Origin of the sequence: Amycolatopsis sp. NPDC102389 (assembly GCF_044765885.1) — a bacterium.
Lineage (GTDB): Bacteria > Actinomycetota > Actinomycetes > Mycobacteriales > Pseudonocardiaceae > Amycolatopsis.
Window position 1 is genome coordinate 17,336 of the sequence record NZ_JBIWKX010000020.1, and the last position, 15,294, is coordinate 32,629.

14 protein-coding genes are annotated in these 15,294 nt (G+C 68.2%); 5 read left to right on the forward strand and 9 right to left on the reverse strand.

Going from position 1 to position 15,294, the window contains the following annotated elements:
* The first annotated feature begins 221 nt into the window (after positions 1-221).
* Together ACIRGA_RS18865 and ACIRGA_RS18870 are read left to right on the forward strand one after the other, a co-directional pair.
* Positions 222-1,961, forward strand: a complete 1,740-nt coding sequence (locus ACIRGA_RS18865) for a glycerol-3-phosphate dehydrogenase/oxidase (RefSeq protein ID WP_400942632.1) — start codon at positions 222-224, stop codon at positions 1,959-1,961.
* A gap of 98 nt (positions 1,962-2,059) precedes the next feature.
* The gene (locus ACIRGA_RS18870; protein WP_400942634.1) at positions 2,060-3,523 is read left to right on the forward strand and encodes an aldehyde dehydrogenase family protein; all 1,464 of its coding nucleotides are present in this window, start codon (positions 2,060-2,062) and stop codon (positions 3,521-3,523) included.
* A 38-nt stretch (positions 3,524-3,561) separates the two neighbouring features.
* Here ACIRGA_RS18870 and ACIRGA_RS18875 read toward each other — a convergent pair whose 3' ends face one another.
* Genes ACIRGA_RS18875 through ACIRGA_RS18885 form a run of 3 tightly spaced genes read right to left on the reverse strand, consistent with a single transcriptional unit; the run spans position 3,562 to position 4,994 of the window.
* Positions 3,562-4,092, reverse strand: a complete 531-nt coding sequence (locus tag ACIRGA_RS18875) for a GNAT family N-acetyltransferase (RefSeq protein WP_400942635.1) — start codon at positions 4,090-4,092, stop codon at positions 3,562-3,564.
* A 21-nt stretch (positions 4,093-4,113) separates the two neighbouring features.
* Positions 4,114-4,488, reverse strand: a complete 375-nt coding sequence (locus ACIRGA_RS18880; protein ID WP_400942767.1) for a DUF1707 domain-containing protein — start codon at positions 4,486-4,488, stop codon at positions 4,114-4,116.
* Positions 4,489-4,529: 41 nt separating this feature from the next.
* Complete coding sequence (locus tag ACIRGA_RS18885; RefSeq protein ID WP_400942637.1) at positions 4,530-4,994, reverse strand: DUF1707 domain-containing protein; 465 nt, start codon at positions 4,992-4,994, stop codon at positions 4,530-4,532.
* A gap of 149 nt (positions 4,995-5,143) precedes the next feature.
* Between ACIRGA_RS18885 and ACIRGA_RS18890 the strand changes: the two genes are divergently transcribed.
* Positions 5,144-5,566, forward strand: coding sequence for a hypothetical protein (locus ACIRGA_RS18890; protein WP_400942639.1), 423 nt, complete (start codon positions 5,144-5,146; stop codon positions 5,564-5,566).
* Positions 5,567-5,617: 51 nt separating this feature from the next.
* Here ACIRGA_RS18890 and ACIRGA_RS18895 read toward each other — a convergent pair whose 3' ends face one another.
* Together ACIRGA_RS18895 and ACIRGA_RS18900 are read right to left on the reverse strand one after the other, a co-directional pair.
* Entirely contained in the window at positions 5,618-7,405 is a 1,788-nt protein-coding gene (locus ACIRGA_RS18895) for an acetyl/propionyl/methylcrotonyl-CoA carboxylase subunit alpha (protein WP_400942640.1), read from the reverse strand.
* A 149-nt stretch (positions 7,406-7,554) separates the two neighbouring features.
* Complete coding sequence (locus ACIRGA_RS18900; protein ID WP_400942641.1) at positions 7,555-7,839, reverse strand: SAV_915 family protein; 285 nt, start codon at positions 7,837-7,839, stop codon at positions 7,555-7,557.
* Positions 7,840-7,922: 83 nt separating this feature from the next.
* Between ACIRGA_RS18900 and ACIRGA_RS18905 the strand changes: the two genes are divergently transcribed.
* Complete coding sequence (locus ACIRGA_RS18905) at positions 7,923-8,606, forward strand: hypothetical protein (protein WP_400942769.1); 684 nt, start codon at positions 7,923-7,925, stop codon at positions 8,604-8,606.
* Between the two features lie 172 nt (positions 8,607-8,778).
* Here ACIRGA_RS18905 and ACIRGA_RS18910 read toward each other — a convergent pair whose 3' ends face one another.
* Both ACIRGA_RS18910 and ACIRGA_RS18915 read right to left on the reverse strand, forming a co-directional pair.
* Complete coding sequence (locus tag ACIRGA_RS18910; protein ID WP_400942642.1) at positions 8,779-10,143, reverse strand: dicarboxylate/amino acid:cation symporter; 1,365 nt, start codon at positions 10,141-10,143, stop codon at positions 8,779-8,781.
* Between the two features lie 100 nt (positions 10,144-10,243).
* Positions 10,244-10,870 carry a Maf family protein gene (locus ACIRGA_RS18915; protein WP_400942644.1) on the reverse strand — a complete coding sequence of 209 codons (627 nt, stop codon included), beginning with the start codon at positions 10,868-10,870 and terminating at the stop codon, positions 10,244-10,246.
* A 166-nt stretch (positions 10,871-11,036) separates the two neighbouring features.
* Between ACIRGA_RS18915 and ACIRGA_RS18920 the strand changes: the two genes are divergently transcribed.
* Positions 11,037-12,842 (forward strand): glycoside hydrolase family 3 protein, encoded by a 1,806-nt coding sequence (locus tag ACIRGA_RS18920; protein WP_400942770.1) that lies wholly within the window; start codon positions 11,037-11,039, stop codon positions 12,840-12,842.
* Between the two features lie 121 nt (positions 12,843-12,963).
* On the opposite strand, the gene ACIRGA_RS18925 is transcribed toward ACIRGA_RS18920, so the two are convergent.
* A complete protein-coding gene (locus ACIRGA_RS18925; protein WP_400942645.1) occupies positions 12,964-14,577 on the reverse strand; it encodes a DHA2 family efflux MFS transporter permease subunit in 1,614 nt (537 codons plus the stop codon).
* A complete protein-coding gene (locus ACIRGA_RS18930; protein ID WP_400942647.1) occupies positions 14,558-15,184 on the reverse strand; it encodes a PadR family transcriptional regulator in 627 nt (208 codons plus the stop codon). The genes ACIRGA_RS18925 and ACIRGA_RS18930 overlap by 20 nt, the downstream gene beginning before the upstream one ends.
* Positions 15,185-15,294: the final 110 nt, after the last annotated feature.

Here is a 15,294-nt window from a genome sequence, read left to right on the forward strand (position 1 = left end):
CTTTGGACATTCCGCGCAGGGTCGAACACGGTGTGCTACGGCGCCCTTGCCGACCCACGTCCGTGGCACGTTACCGTCGCGTATTTGTTCCTTCCAGGCACCGCGGGAACCAATCCTTCCAAGATCGACGAGGGTTACGCCACACGTGTCACCCGCATAACGGACCGGTCGCGGCCGATCGTGCGATGCTGGAGCCACAGCGGCACAAGGAGGAATGTCACGTGGCAAGCTCTCAGCGCGAAGCCGAAAACAGCCCCGCCAGGCTGGGACCGCTCAAGCGGGAAGAGACTTGGCAGCGGCTGGGTGAGGACAAATTCGACCTCGTCGTCATCGGCGGCGGAGTGGTCGGGGCGGGCACGGCGCTCGACGCCGCGACACGCGGCCTGCGGGTCGCCCTCGTCGAAGCGCGCGACCTCGCCTCGGGCACGTCGAGCCGGTCCAGCAAGCTCTTCCACGGCGGGCTCCGTTACCTCGAACAGCTGGAATTCGGTCTGGTGCGGGAAGCCCTGCGGGAACGCGAGCTGATGCTGACCACGATCGCCCCGCATCTGGTGAAGCCGGTCAGCTTCCTGTACCCGCTGACCCACCGCATCTGGGAACGTCCGTACACCGCGGCCGGCCTGCTGATGTACGACACGATGGGCGGCGCGCGGTCGGTCCCCGGCCAGAAACACCTGAGCCGCGCGGGTGCGCTGAGGATGGTCCCGGCGCTGAAGCGCTCCGCGTTGATCGGCGGGATCCGTTACTACGACGCGCAATCCGACGACGCGCGGCATACGATGACCGTCGCCCGCACCGCCGCGCACTACGGCGCCGTCGTGCGCACTTCCACCCAGGTGGTCGGTTTCCTCCGCGAGGCGGACCGGATTTCCGGTGTCCGCGTGCGCGACGTCGAGGACGGCCGCGAGACCGAGATCCACGCCTCCGCGGTGGTCAACTGCACCGGCGTGTGGACCGACGAACTGCAGCGCCTTTCCGGTGGCCGCGGCCGGTTCCGGGTGCGGGCGAGCAAGGGCGTGCACATCGTCGTCCCGCGCGACCGGATCGTCTCGGAATCGGGCATGATCCTGCGCACCGAGAAATCCGTGCTGTTCGTGATCCCGTGGCGCAACCACTGGATCGTCGGGACCACCGACACCGACTGGAACCTCGATCTCGCGCATCCCGCCGCGACGAAGCACGACATCGACTATCTCCTCGAACACGTCAACACCGTGCTGGCGACCCCGCTCACGCACGACGACATCGAAGGGGTCTACGCGGGACTCCGGCCTTTGCTCGCCGGAGAAAGCGAAGAGACGTCGAAACTTTCGCGTGAGCACGCGGTCGCGCGGGTCGCACCGGGACTGGTCGCGATCGCGGGCGGCAAGTACACGACGTACCGGGTGATGGCGGCCGACGCCGTCGACGCCGCGGCCGTCGACCTTCCGGGCAGGCCGCAGTCGTCCATCACGGACAAGGTGCCGCTGCTGGGCGCCGACGGCTACCACGCGCTGGTGAACCAGGCCGATCATCTGGCGGGCGAGCACGGGCTGCACCCGTACCGCGTGCGTCACCTGCTCGACCGGTACGGCTCGATGGTGCACGAGGTCCTCGCGCTCGGCGAAGGACGTCCGGAACTGCTGAAGCCGCTGGAGCACGCTCCGGACTACCTCGGTGTCGAGGTCGTCTACGCGGCCAGCCACGAGGGCGCGCTTCACCTGGAAGACGTGCTCGCGCGCCGGACTCGGATCTCGATCGAGTACGCGCACCGCGGCGTCGACTGTGCCGCCCAGGTCGCCACGCTGGTGGGCGAGGTGCTCGGCTGGTCGAAGGACGAGGAGAAGCGCGAAGTCGAGGTGTACAAGGCGCGGGTCGACGCGGAACGGGAGTCCCAGTCGCAGCCGAGCGACGAGGCCGCCGACGCGTTGCGCTCCGCCGCTCCGGAAGCGCGCTCGGGGATCATCGAGCCGGTCAGTTGATCCCTGCCGCCGAGTGGTGTGCCAGGCGCGCAGAGATCGTTGCCTGATCGAGTGAATCTGGCATAGCGTCGGGCCTTCCTGAGACGGAAGGTGGCCCTGTGGTGTTTCTCGACTCGTCGACGTGGACGGACCGGATCTTCGCCGGCGGCTCGTGGGCCCCCGGTACCGGCGGCACCCGGGAGGTCACGGAGCCCGCGACGGGCGCGGTCCTGGGAAGCATCGGGATGGCCTCGGCCACAGACGCCGCGAAGGCGGCGGAAACGGCGGCCGAGGCACAACGGGCTTGGGCGGCGACACCGCATGTCCAACGGGCCGCCGTCCTGCGCAAGGCGGCCCGGCTGTGGTCGGAGTACGCCGACGAGATCCGCTGGTGGAACGTCCGCGAGGTCGGCGCCGTGCCGGGTGTCGCGGGCTTTTCGCTGCATGTCGCGGAGCAGGAATGCTATGAAGCGGCGGCCCTGCCCGGCCGTCCGTACGGCGAACTCCTGCCTAGCGAAGAACCGCGGCTTTCGATGGCGCGCCGCGTCCCGGCCGGTGTCGTCGCGGTGATCTCGCCGTTCAACATGCCGATCATCCTGGGTATCCGCTCGGTCGCCCCGGCGCTCGCGCTGGGGAACGCGGTCATCCTGAAGCCGGATCCGCGCACCGCCGTCACCGGCGGCGTGGTCCTCGCGCGGATCTTCGAAGAAGCGGGCCTGCCGCCGGGGGTGCTGCAGATGCTGCCGGGTGGCGCGGACGTCGGCGAGACGTTGGTGACGCATCCGGCCGTGCGGGTCATCTCGTTCACCGGGTCGACCGGCGCCGGGCGCAAGGTCGGCGAACTCGCCGGAAAGCATTTGAAGCGAGCACATCTTGAGCTGGGCGGGAACTCCGCGCTCATCGTGCTCGACGACGCGGACGTCGACGAAGCCGCCGGAGTCGCCGCGTTCGGCTCGTTCTTCCACCAGGGCCAGATCTGCATGACCACCGGGCGGCACCTCGTGCACGAGCGGCTGTACGACGACTTCGTCGAGCGGCTGGCGGCGAAGGCGTCCGCGTTGCGCGTGGGCGACCCGGCCCGGGACGAGGTCGCGCTCGGGCCGATCATCGACGCCGGGCAGCGGGACAAGATCCACGAACTGGTCACCGCCAGCGTGGCGGCGGGGGCGCGGGTCGCGGCCGGCGCCGAATACGACCGGCTGTTCTACTCGGCGACGGTGCTCGCCGACGTGCCGCCGACGGCGCCCGCGGTCGCGCAGGAGATCTTCGGCCCGGTCGCACCGGTTGTGCGGTTCTCCGACGCGGAGGAGGCCATCCGTCTCGCGACGGCGAGCGAGTACGGGCTTTCGCTGGGGATCGTCACCCGCGATGTCCTCAAAGGACTGGAGCTCGCGGACCGCGTGCCGACCGGGATCGTGCACATCAACGACCAGACCGTCAGCGACGAGGCGAACAGTCCCTTCGGCGGCGTCGCCGCTTCGGGCACCGGAAGCCGTTTCGGCGGTGCGGCGGCGAACGTCGAGGCGTTCACCGAGACCCGCTGGGTCACCGTCCGGAACCCGCCGCCCACCTACCCCTTCTGACCAGCCGCGTCGCGTTTAGCCCGCTAAACGCGACGCGATCAGGCGGTGCGGCGCCAGCGGATGAGGCGTTCCCCGGTCGGGGCCGGCTCCAGCTCGGGCCCGACCAGGGTGAACCCGCATTTGCGGGCGACCGAGGCCGACACCTCGTTCGTCTCCTCGTAGCGGTAGCTGACCTCGCGCAGGCCGAGCCCGCCGAACCCGAAGCGCAGGGCCGCGTTGAGCGCCGTGCTCGCGACGCCCTTGCCCCGCGACGCCGCGCGCACCCAGACCGACGCCTCCGCGTATCCGGCGTCGAGATCGAGATCCCGCAGGCCGACCTCGCCCAGCAGATCCCCGGTCGTCGGCTCGGCCACCGCCCAGGAACAGCGCTCGTCACCCGCCCATTGGGCGGTGCGCAGCGCGACGTACTCGGTCGCCTCGTCGAGGTCCCGTAATCGGTAGTTCAGGACGTACTTGCGATGCGTCGGGTCGGCGAAGGCCGCGACCAGCGCCGGACGGTCGTCGAGGGCCTTGTCGGCCCGCAGTTGCCGCAGGTAGTACTCGCCCGCGTTGATCTCCACCGGTTCCACCCTTCGAGGGTAACCGGCGCTTCAGCGACGGCGGCTCATGATCAGCGCGACCGCGAGCGGCAACAGGAAGACCAGGAACGTCCCCCGGGTGAAGAAGAACAGCGCGATCGCGACCGCGGCGGCGATCGGCACGGCACTGGCCGTCAGCCATTTCGACGGCTGGATCTCGTTCTTCGCGGACGCCTGCGCGACGCCGGGCATCGGCGGCAGGGGGAGCAGCGCGGCGGGCCGGGGCGACGGCAGATCCGTGAACAGCGGTTCGAGTTCGCTCACCATCCTCGCGGCGCTGACCTTCGCCGACCGCGAACCGAACTCGTCGAGGTCGAGTCTGCCGGTGCGGACATGCTCTTCCAGCGCTTCGAGCGCGTCTTGGCGTTCGGCGTCGCTCAGCCGCATGTCCGGTCTCTCGGCACTCACGTCCCGAGTCTACGGGCGGATCAGCCGTCGAGTTCCCGCCGACGCTGCTTCCCGAGCTTCTTGTGGGAGTTCTCCCAGCCCTTGCCCCAGATCCCCTCGCCGACGGCGCTGATCCCGATCGGGACGAGGATGAACCACCAGGTGACACCGGTGGTGATGATCAGCGCGATGGTGGCGATGAAGAGGATCGGCAGCAACGCGCCCATGACGCGTTGCGCCGGCGAGATGTCGGCCCACGACCTCGCCGGTTTCTCCGGTGCGCTCACGGCGGCCTGGGGCGCGTCGAAGCGCGGGTGCGGTTCGGGGAGGTCGAGGAAGACCTCGGACAGCTCGCCGCGGGTCTTGGCGGCGGTGATCCGGGCGGACCGTTCGCCGAACTCGTCGATGTCGATCCTGCCGACGGTCATGTGCTCGCCGAGCGCGGTCAACGCGGACTCGCGATCCTGATCACTGATCCGCAGCCGCGGAGACGGAACCTCGCTCACTCTTTCGAGAATAGGCCGAGCGAGGTCCCGTCGACCACGACATTCGTCAGTCTTTTCGCCTGGGCGCAAACGTGTTGTAGCGGCCGCGTCGTGCCCTTCACCCTGGTCACGCGTCCGGGAACCGGGCGTGATCGAGAGAGGGGGACCTCATGCGGAAGTTCATCACCAAGGTCGCGCTGGCGGCCGGGATCGCGGTCGCCGCGCTGCCGCTGGGTGTGGCGTCGGCGAGTGCCACGACCTCGCCGGAGGGCGATGCCGAGGTGCGCCACGGTTGCTTGGGCAAGATCTGCGGCACGGTGCTCAACAAGTCCGATCACGACATCTGGGCGATCCGCACGTTCAACTCGAACGGGCCGAAGCCCGGCACCGAGTGGCGGCGGCTCAAGCCCGGTCAGAAGACCCCGAAGGACCAGGACTGGGACGGCGTCTACGTCAAGTGCAAGGCCAAGGGCACGCTGTCCACCTGGACCTTCCCCGGCTTCTGGTGGGACGAGGACTGGAAGGGCAAGGCCGGCTGGTGGTACAAGATCAGTACCGACCAGGACATCCACGTGGAGAAGCAGTACTGCTGACCCACCGGTCCCGGTGAGTTCACCGTGGACTCACCGGGACGTGCCGGTGGATCAGTCTTTGAGCTCGAACAGCTGGGTTCCCTGCGTCACCGCGGCGCCGACCTCGACCGAAAGTCCGGTCACGGTGCCCGCTTTGTGCGCGGTGACCGGGTTCTCCATCTTCATCGCCTCGAGCACGACGACCAGCTCGCCCGCTTCGACCTGCTGGCCCTCTTCGACGGCGACCTTGACGATGGTGCCCTGCATCGGCGCGGTCACCGCGTCGCCGCTCACCGCGGCCTTGGTGCCGCCCGCGCGCTTGCGCGGCTTGGCCTTCACGGCCGTCCCGCCGCCGGCGTCGAGGGAGAAACCGCCGGGGAGCGACACTTCGAGACGACGCCCGCCGACCTCGACGACGACGTTCTGCCGAGGCTGCTCTTCCTCGGCCTCGACGGTTTCCGGTGCCACGAACGGCTCGATCTTGTTCTCGAACTCGGTCTCGATCCAGCGGGTGTGGACGCTGAAACCGTTCTCGTCGCCGATGAAGGCCGGGTCGTCCACGATCACGCGGTGGAACGGCAGGACCGTCGCCATCCCGTCGGCGACCATCTCGGCCAGCGCGCGACGGCTGCGCTCGAGCGCGTTCTGCCGGTCGGACCCGGTGACGATCAGCTTCGCGAGCATCGAGTCGAACTGGCCGCCGATGACACTGCCGGACTCGACACCCGAGTCGACGCGGACGCCGGGGCCACTGGGCGCGACGAACCTCGTCACGGTGCCGGGCGCGGGCAGGAAGCCGCGGCCGGCGTCCTCACCGTTGATGCGGAATTCGATCGAGTGGCCGCGCGGTTCCGGGTCCTCGGTGATGCGCAGCTTTTCGCCGCGCGCAATGCGGAACATCTCGCGCACGAGGTCGAGGCCCGTGGTCTCCTCGGACACCGGGTGCTCGACCTGCAGCCGCGTGTTGACCTCGAGGAACGAGATCGTGCCGTCGACGGCGACGAGGTACTCGACCGTCCCGGCGCCGTAGTAGCCGGCTTCCTTGCAGATCGCCTTCGCGGATTCGTGGATGCGCTTGCGCTGCTCGTCGGTCAGGAACGGCGCGGGCGCCTCCTCGACCAGCTTCTGGTGGCGGCGCTGCAGCGAGCAGTCGCGGGTGCCGACGACGATGGCGTTGCCGTGCTGGTCGGCGAGGACCTGCGCCTCGACGTGGCGCGGCTTGTCCAGGTAGCGCTCGACGAAGCACTCGCCACGCCCGAAGGCGGCGATCGCTTCACGCGTCGCCGATTCGAAGAGTTCCGGGATCTCTTCACGGGTGCGGGCGACCTTCAGGCCGCGGCCGCCGCCGCCGAACGCCGCCTTGATCGCCACCGGCAGGCCGTGCTCGTCGGCGAAGGCCACGATCTCGTCGGCGTTCGCGGCGGGGTCCTTCGTCCCGGGCACGAGCGGGGCACCGGCGCGCAGCGCGATATGGCGCGCGGTGACCTTGTCGCCGAGGTCGCGGATGGCCTGCGGGCTCGGCCCGATCCAGGTCAGCCCGGCGTCGATCACCGCCTGGGCGAAGTCCGCGTTCTCGGAGAGGAACCCGTAGCCGGGGTGGACCGAGTCCGCGCCCGAGCGCTTGGCGGCGTCGAGCAGCTTGTCGAAGACGAGGTAGCTCTCGGCCGCGGTGGTGCCGCCGAGGGCGAAGGCCTCGTCCGCGAGGCGCACATGGGGTGCGTCACGATCGGGATCGGCGTAGACGGCCACGCTGGTCAGCCCGGCGTCCTTCGCCGCCCTGATCACCCGTACTGCGATTTCCCCGCGGTTCGCGATCAGGATCTTGGTCACCGGACCACCTGTGCCGGCCTGCTCGGTCACGCCGTACCTCCTGCGTTCGCACGTCGGGCCGCCCCGATGCGGCTCGGCAGCAGTTTACGGAAGTTCCCGCCCCGATTAGTGAGAGCAAGGCCACCCGGTGACACTGTTTATAGCAGTCGATCGCGCCGTCTCAGTTCTTCTATGAGGCCTTACACCAGCGCTTCGCGGTGCCGCAGTTCTTCCGGAAGGTCGGAGTCGAGCACGATCAGGTCATACGGCTGAGCCTGGTGGACGCGGCCGAGGTGCTCGGATTTCACCAGTGCCCAAGGCTGATGCGGCCCGCAGCACTCGACCAGACGCTCGACGGAACTGAAGGCGATCAACGCCATCCGGCCGTCTTTGGTCGCGCGGAGTTCGATCTCCGCGCTCGTGAAGTCCTTCGGCTTTTTCGCCGTGGGGAGGAACAGTGCGTTGGGCAGTCCGGGATTCGTCACAGGAACAACATAGACGTGCACTCTGCGCTAGATCACTTACGCTCTCGGATATGCGGACTCAGGAAGCGCGGGCGCCGCGATCCGTGCTGTTCACCGCACTGCTGGCGGCGGTGGTGACGGCGGGCGTGATCGTGGCCGTGATCCTGCTCCGCCCGGCCGCTCCGGCACCTGCCGGAGACCCCGGCGTGCCTCCCGTTTCGGACGGGGCCCCGACCGCTCCCGGTGCCGACTGCGGCGATTCGGCCTGCCGGGAGATCGGCGCGATGACCGTCGGCGGGCTGCCCGTCGTGCTGCTGGCCGACGACGCGGGGAAGCAAGGGGTGGTCCGGATCGGGGCGGACACCGTGTACCCGCTGATGATCAACGACATGGGGGTCACCCTGAAGGGCGATTCTTTGCGCTGTGTCGACGGCGCGACGCCGGTGTGCCTGGTGCGCGGTGAGACGGGCGGCGGTACGGCGGGAGAACTGTTCGTCGCGCGCGGCGGGATCTGGCGGGACACCGGGAAGCCGTATTTCTCTGACGCCGGGACGGTCTCCCTCGGCGACGTGACCGCCGACGGGATCGCGGACGTCATTGTCGTGCGGCACGAGTGTCCCGGCGCGCAGTCCGGTTCGGCGCGCTGCCAGGCGGCGCCGGTGCTCGCGGAGGTCTACGACGTCGCGCGCGGTTCCGTGGGCTGCACGCGGCGGTACACCGCGCCGTCGGAGCTGCGGGGCTGGCCGGATGTCCGGCTGACGAAGGCGGATCTGCGGGCCTGCCCTTGAGAGGGCTCAAGGGACCTTTGCTACCACTTCTCTCAATGTCGAGGTAAGTGGTAGCAAAGGTCCCTTGCTCACTTTTCGCAGGTGGCGGCCGGTCCTCGGAGCGTGAAGTCCGTGAAGGCCTCCTTCCCTACCGTGAGGGTAGGGAAGGAGGCCTTCACGGACTTAAAGAACCTCAGGCCCCAGCAGCGGCAGGCTCTTTCGCCGACGTAGTAGCCGCTTCGCCGTCGGAAGTGGGCGAAGGGTCCGTCGGCGAGTTGAGCACGTCGTCGTCCAGGAGGCCTTCGCCGCGAGCGACGACCACCGGCACGACGATCTGGCCGGCGACGTTGGTCGCGGTCCGCATCATGTCCATGATCGGGTTCACCGAGTAGATCAGCGCGATCCCGAGCGCCACCTGCTGCGCGTCGAGGCCGATGAACGCGGTGGTCAGGGTCAGCGCGGTCAGCCAGCCGGTGGTGCCCGCGGTGGCCAGCGCGCCGAGCACGGCGACCACGACGATCCCGACGTACTGCCAGATGTTCAGCGAGACACCGGACAGGTTCGCGATGAAGATGGCGCCGATCGCGGGGAACACCGCGGCGCAGCCGTCCATCTTCGTGGCGCTGCCCAGCGGAGTCGCGAAGGCGGCGTACGCGGGCTGGACGCCCAGGTTCACGGCGGACTGCCGGGTGAGGGGCAGCGTCGCGGCCGAAGACTGCGAAGCGAACGCGAACTGGATCGCCGTGCCCGCCTTCGAGAAGAACTTCAGCGGGCTGACCTTCGCCACGAACTGCAGCAGGATCGGGTAGACCACCAGCAGCACCAGCAAGCAGCCGGCGTAAACCGCGAGAGTGGTGGACAACAGCGGCCGGAACAGGGCGTCACCGTAGTTCGAGACCGCGGCGCCGATCAGGCCGATGATGCCGATCGGGGCGAGCCGGACGATCCAGCCGAGGTAGCGCTGGATGATCTCGAAGACGCTGGTGGTGAAGTCGACGAACGGCTTGGCCTTGTCACCGAGGCTGTAGGCCGCCGCGCCGATCAGCACGGCGAGGAACAGCACCTGAAGCGTCGAGCCTTCGGTGAAGGCGGCGAAGAAGTTCTTCGGCAGGAAGCCTTCGATGAAGGCGCTCCAGGAGCCCCAGTTGTCGACGCTCTTGGTGGCCTTGTCCGCGTTCTTCGCGGTCGCGGCGACACCTTCGCCGAGGCCGCCGCTGCCCGGGTTGAACAGCTTCGCGACGGCGATACCGATCAGCGACGCGATGAACGAGGTGATCGCGAACCACAGCACGGTCTTGCCGCCCAGCCGGGCGGCCTTCTTGCCGCCGCCGAGGTTGCGCAGGCTGTTGATGCCGACCACGATCGCCGTGAAGACCAGCGGGATCACCGCGATCTGCAGCAGCGTCGTGAAGATCGTGCCGATCTGGTCGAGCAGGTCGGTCAGCCAGCTCGCCTCGGTCGTCCTGGCGAGCACGCCGAGCAGGGCGCCCACGACTAGCGAGCCGAGGACCGCCGCCGCGAAGACCCTTGGCCTTGTGTAGGTCCGAATGAAAGACACGGGGCGACTCCGGTGCGTGAAAGTTTCCTGATTTCCCGAACGTGAAGAACGTTCGGCGAGGCAGGACTCTTCCGGATCACCCGATCGTGTGGGAGTCGTCTCAGGATGCGGGACGGGTCCACAGCTCGACGACGCTCACGCCGACCTCCGCCAGCAAACGCCGGGTCAGCGGCAGGCTGATCCCGATGACACTCGAGAAATCGCCGTCGATCCCCTCGATGAACCAGCCGCCGAGCCCGTCCAGGGTGAAGCCGCCGGCCACCTGAAGCGGCTCCCCGGAAGCGATGTACGCCTCGATCTCTTCTTGCGACGGTGTGCCGAAGCGAACCGTGGTGCCTTCGGTGCCCGACGCTTCCTTCGTCCTCTCGCCGTTCTCGACGCGGATGATCGCGTGGCCGGTCAGAAGTTCACCGGTTTTACCCGCCATCGACGCCCAGCGCTCGCGCGCGGCTTCCGGCGTGATCGGTTTCCCGACCATCTCGCCGTTGATCGACAGCATCGAATCGCAGCCCACGATGACCATGTCGGTGTGGTCGCCGAGCGCCTCGAAAACCGCTTCGGCCTTCGCGGCGGCGAGCGCGCGGACCAGCTCCTCGGGGTCCGGATCGGTCAGGGACGCGGCGACGGCGTCCTCGTCGACGCCGGATACGACGACGCTCGGATCGAAGCCGGCGGACCGCAGGACACCGAGGCGGGCGGGGGACTGGGACGCGAGAACGAAACGCACGTGAGGAAGGTACTCGACGGCTCGCCGTTGCCTGATTGTGACCTGGAACACCCGGACGTGGAGTTAGTTTGTTGTGGCGCGCAACATATGGATTGTTCGAGCTACGGAGGAACCGATGTCGTCCCGCCTCCGCGTCAGAAGATCTCTTCGCACGACGCAAACCACAGTGCTCGCAGGCCTGCTCCTGGCCGGTTCGGCCCTCGCGGCGCCGGCTTCGGCCGCCCCGGGGCCGGTCTACAAGAACCCCCACGCCTCGACCTCCGCGCGGGTGAACGACCTGCTCGAGCGGATGAGTCTCGACGACAAGATCGGCCAGATGACGCAGGCCGAACGCGGCGCGGTCACGCCCGATCAGGCCGCCGCGCTCAAACTGGGGTCCCTGCTCTCCGGCGGTGGCTCAGTGCCGGAGAGCAACACGCCGAACGGGTGGGCCGACATGGTCGACTCGTATCAGAAGGCCGCCGTTTCGACGCCGCTCGGCATTCCCACGCTCTACGGCGTCGACGCCGTGCACGGCCACAACAACGTGTACGGCGCCACGATCTTCCCGCACAACATCGGCCTCGGCGCCGCGAACAATCCGCGCCTGGTCGAGAAGATCGGCCGCGCGACGGCGCTGGAAGTCGCCGGAACCGGGCCGCAGTGGGACTTTTCGCCGTGTCTGTGCGTCGCCCGCGACGATCGTTGGGGCCGGACCTACGAATCCTTCGGTGAATCCCCGCGTGACGCCATCGCGAACGCGTCGGCCATCACCGGGCTTCAAGGGCGCAGGCTCGGCGACAAACCGGGATCGGTGCTCGCGACCGCGAAACACTACGTCGGCGACGGCGGCACGACGAACGGCGTCGACCAAGGCGACACCCAGATCAGCGAACGCGAACTGCGGCAGATCCACCTGCCGCCGTTCCGCGAGGCGATCGAGCGCGGCGTCGGCTCGGTGATGATCTCGTTCTCCAGTTTCCAGGGGGTGCGCATGCACGCCCAGAAGTACCTGATCACCGACGTCCTCAAGAAGGAACTGCGGTTCTCCGGGCTGGTGATCTCGGATTACAACGCGATCAACCAGATCGACGGCAAGGAGGGCTTCACTCCCGAAGAAGTGCGGTTGTCGGTCAACGCGGGCATCGACATGTTCATGGTCCCGTGGGACGCGCCGCAGTTCATCGCCTACCTCAAGGCCGAAGTCGAGGCGGGCCGCGTCTCGCGCGACCGGATCGACGACGCGAACCGCCGCATCCTGGCGGAGAAGTTCGAGCTCGGCCTGTTCGAGCACCCGTACACCGACCGATCGCTCCAGAAGACGTTCGGCAGCAAGGAACACCGCGAACTGGCCCGGCAGGCCGTCCGTGAATCCCAGGTGCTGCTGAAGAACGACGGTGTGCTGCCGCTGGCGAAGAAGAACAACAAGATCTTCGTCGCGGGCAAGAACGCGAACGACATCGGCAACCAGGCGGGCGGCTGGACGCTCACCTGGCAGGGACAGAGCGGCCCGGTGATCCCGGGCACGACCATCCTCGACGGCATCAAGTCGGGGGCGGGGAAGGGAACCACGGTGACCTATGACCGTGAGGGTGACGGAATCGACGGCAGCTACCGGGTCGCGGTCGCCGTGGTGGGCGAAACGCCGTACGCCGAAGGACAGGGAGACCGGCCGAACGGCTTCGGACTCGACGCGGAAGACCTCGCCACGATCGCCAAGCTGAAGAGCACCGGAGTCCCGGTCGTCGTGGTGACCGTGTCCGGGCGCCCGCTCGACATCGCCGCCCAGCTGCCGCGGTTCGACGGACTGGTCGCGGCCTGGCTCCCGGGCAGTGAAGGCGCCGGTGTCGCCGATGTCCTTTACGGCGACTACAACCCGACCGGGAAGCTGACGTTCAGCTGGCCGACCAGCGCGGCGCAGGAACCGGTGAACGTCGGCGACGGCAAGAAGGCGCTGTACCCGTACGGCTACGGCCTGCGGTACCGCCGGTAGCTTCCGCCCTCCCGCGGATGAGGAACGGTCCGTTCCTGGCGAAATTTGCCAGGAACGGACCGTTCATCGCACCCGTGATGGCCCACGAACCGCATTCAGAGGACTAAACGCGGCAAGAGGGTCAGGCGGCGCTGGCGGTGGGTTCGGGCACCGGCGCGTGCGGAACCCGCGGAGCAGGGCGCCGCATGGTGAGCGCGGCGAGCACGCCCAGCACGAGGATCGCGGCCGGCAGCAGCAGTGTCACCCGTGCCGCGTCGGTGAGTCCATTGTGGACCGATTCGAGCGCGAGCCGCTGAGCCTGCTCGGCGACACCGGACGGCAGGCCGGGGAACGCGGCCGGTCCGGACGAGCCGAACTCCCCGGTCGATTCCGCGGCCTTCGCCACGCCTTCCGCGAACGGCGCCCGGTACTGCTCCGGCAACGCGCTCGCGGCCGACGTCGCCTCATCGGCGATCGAAGCGCTGATCCGCGCCTGCAGCAGCACACCGACGGCCGCGCTGCCGAGCACGCCGCCGACCTGCCGGGCGGTGTTGAAGATGCCCGACGCGGTCCCGACGAGCCGCGGTTCGACCGAACTCATCGCCAGATTGCCCATCGGCGCGAAGATGAACCCGATTCCGAGGCCTGCCACCAGCAGCGCCGGGGTGAGCGACCAAGCGTTCGCGTCCGCCCGTGCGATCAGTGCCACCAGGACCATTCCCGCGGCGAGCGCGGTGAGCCCGACGATCAGCAGGATCTTCCCGTTGACCTTGTCCGAAGCACGGCCGACGAACGGGCCGATCATGCCGGCCAGCAACGACATCGGCGCGAACAGCAGGCCGGACATCGTCGGCGTCTCGCCGAGCACGGCCTGGATGTAGATCACCAGCGGCAGGAACATGCCGGTCATCGCGAAGCCGACGGTGACCGAGGTCAGCGCCCCGGCCGAGAAGTTGCGGTTCGCGAAAACACCCAGCGGCAGCAACGGTTCCTTGCGGTTGAACCGTTGCCACACCACGAAGGCGACCAGCAACGCGATCCCGGCGCCGATGATCTCGAACACGGTGACCGGCCCGAAAACACGTCCCCAGTCGTAGTGCTGTCCATTTTGGACGCCGTAGACGACGCAGAACAGACCGGCGCCGGAGAGCAGGATTCCGGGGACGTCGAAGGAATGCGAATGCTTCGGCTGCCAGTCCGGCACCTTGAGCAGCGCCAGCGCGAGCGCGACCACGCCGACCGGCAGGTTGACGAAGAAGATCCATTCCCAGCCGAGATGGTCGACGAGCACGCCGCCGAGCACCGGGCCGACGATGGCCGCGATCCCCGCGACGCCGCTCCAAAGCCCCATCGCCGGGCCACGTTTAGACGGCGGGAACAGATGGCTGATGAACGCGAGGGTCTGCGGCGTCATCAAAGCGGCGCCGAGGCCTTGTACCGCGCGAGCCGCGATCAGCATCTCGACCGAACCGGACAGGCCGCACCACAACGAGGCCAGCGTGAACACCACGAGCCCGGCCAGGTAGACGCGTTTCGGGCCGAAGCGGTCGCCGAGCCGGCTGGCGAACAGCATCGGCACGGCGTACGTGAGCAGGTAGACGCTGATCACCCAGACGATCGCGTTCAGCCCGGCGCCGAGTTCGCGCAGCATCGCGGGAATCGCGGTCGAAACGATCGTGGTGTCCAGCAGGATCATGAAGAAACCCAGGCACAGCGCGGAGAGCGCGGCCCAGGGGTTAGCTTGTCTTGCGTTCATCGCTGTCGTCCTCGGTGACCAGGTTCAGTTGTGGCTTGCAGTGCCCCTGGAACCGGATACGGCCGGATTCCAGGTCTTCGACCAGTTTTTGGGTCCATTCGAGCTCGAAGGCCCGCCGCGCGGTGGCGTAGGACCAGTCGAGCCAATAGATCTCGGGAAGCTTGTGCTCGTTGACCAGGTTTTCGAGAACGACCTGGTCGGAGGCGATGGCGGCCTGCAGCCGCAGCACCCGGTGCTTGAGCTGGGTGAGCGACATTTCCAGGCCGAGGTCGTCGATGACGGCGAGCGCGCTGAGGTACTCGGGGTACTCCTCGGCGGGAGTGGCCAGCATGTCCTGCGCGCGATCGACGAACTCGTCGCGACCGGTTTCCGTCATCGTGTACACGGTGCGTTCGGGGCGTTTCCCGTCCCGTTGGGTCTCGACGACCTCGACGAAACCGTTCTGCACCAGGCGATCCACCGTGTGGTAGAGCGAGCCCGCCTTCACCTTGACGCGGGTGTTGACGAAGCGCTCGCGCATCAGCTGCGCCATCTCGTACGGATGCATGGGCCGCTCGTGCAGCAGTTCCAGCACCGCCATGGCGAGCGGGGTGAGCTTCGCGGCCATGATGCCCCTCTCGGAGGATTCCTCGCTGATTATTCCGCGTGGAATATATGGCACGCATGGTTCGAGCGCAAGTGGCGGAGGGTGGAGCCCGGGGTCTGGGGGCGTGACTC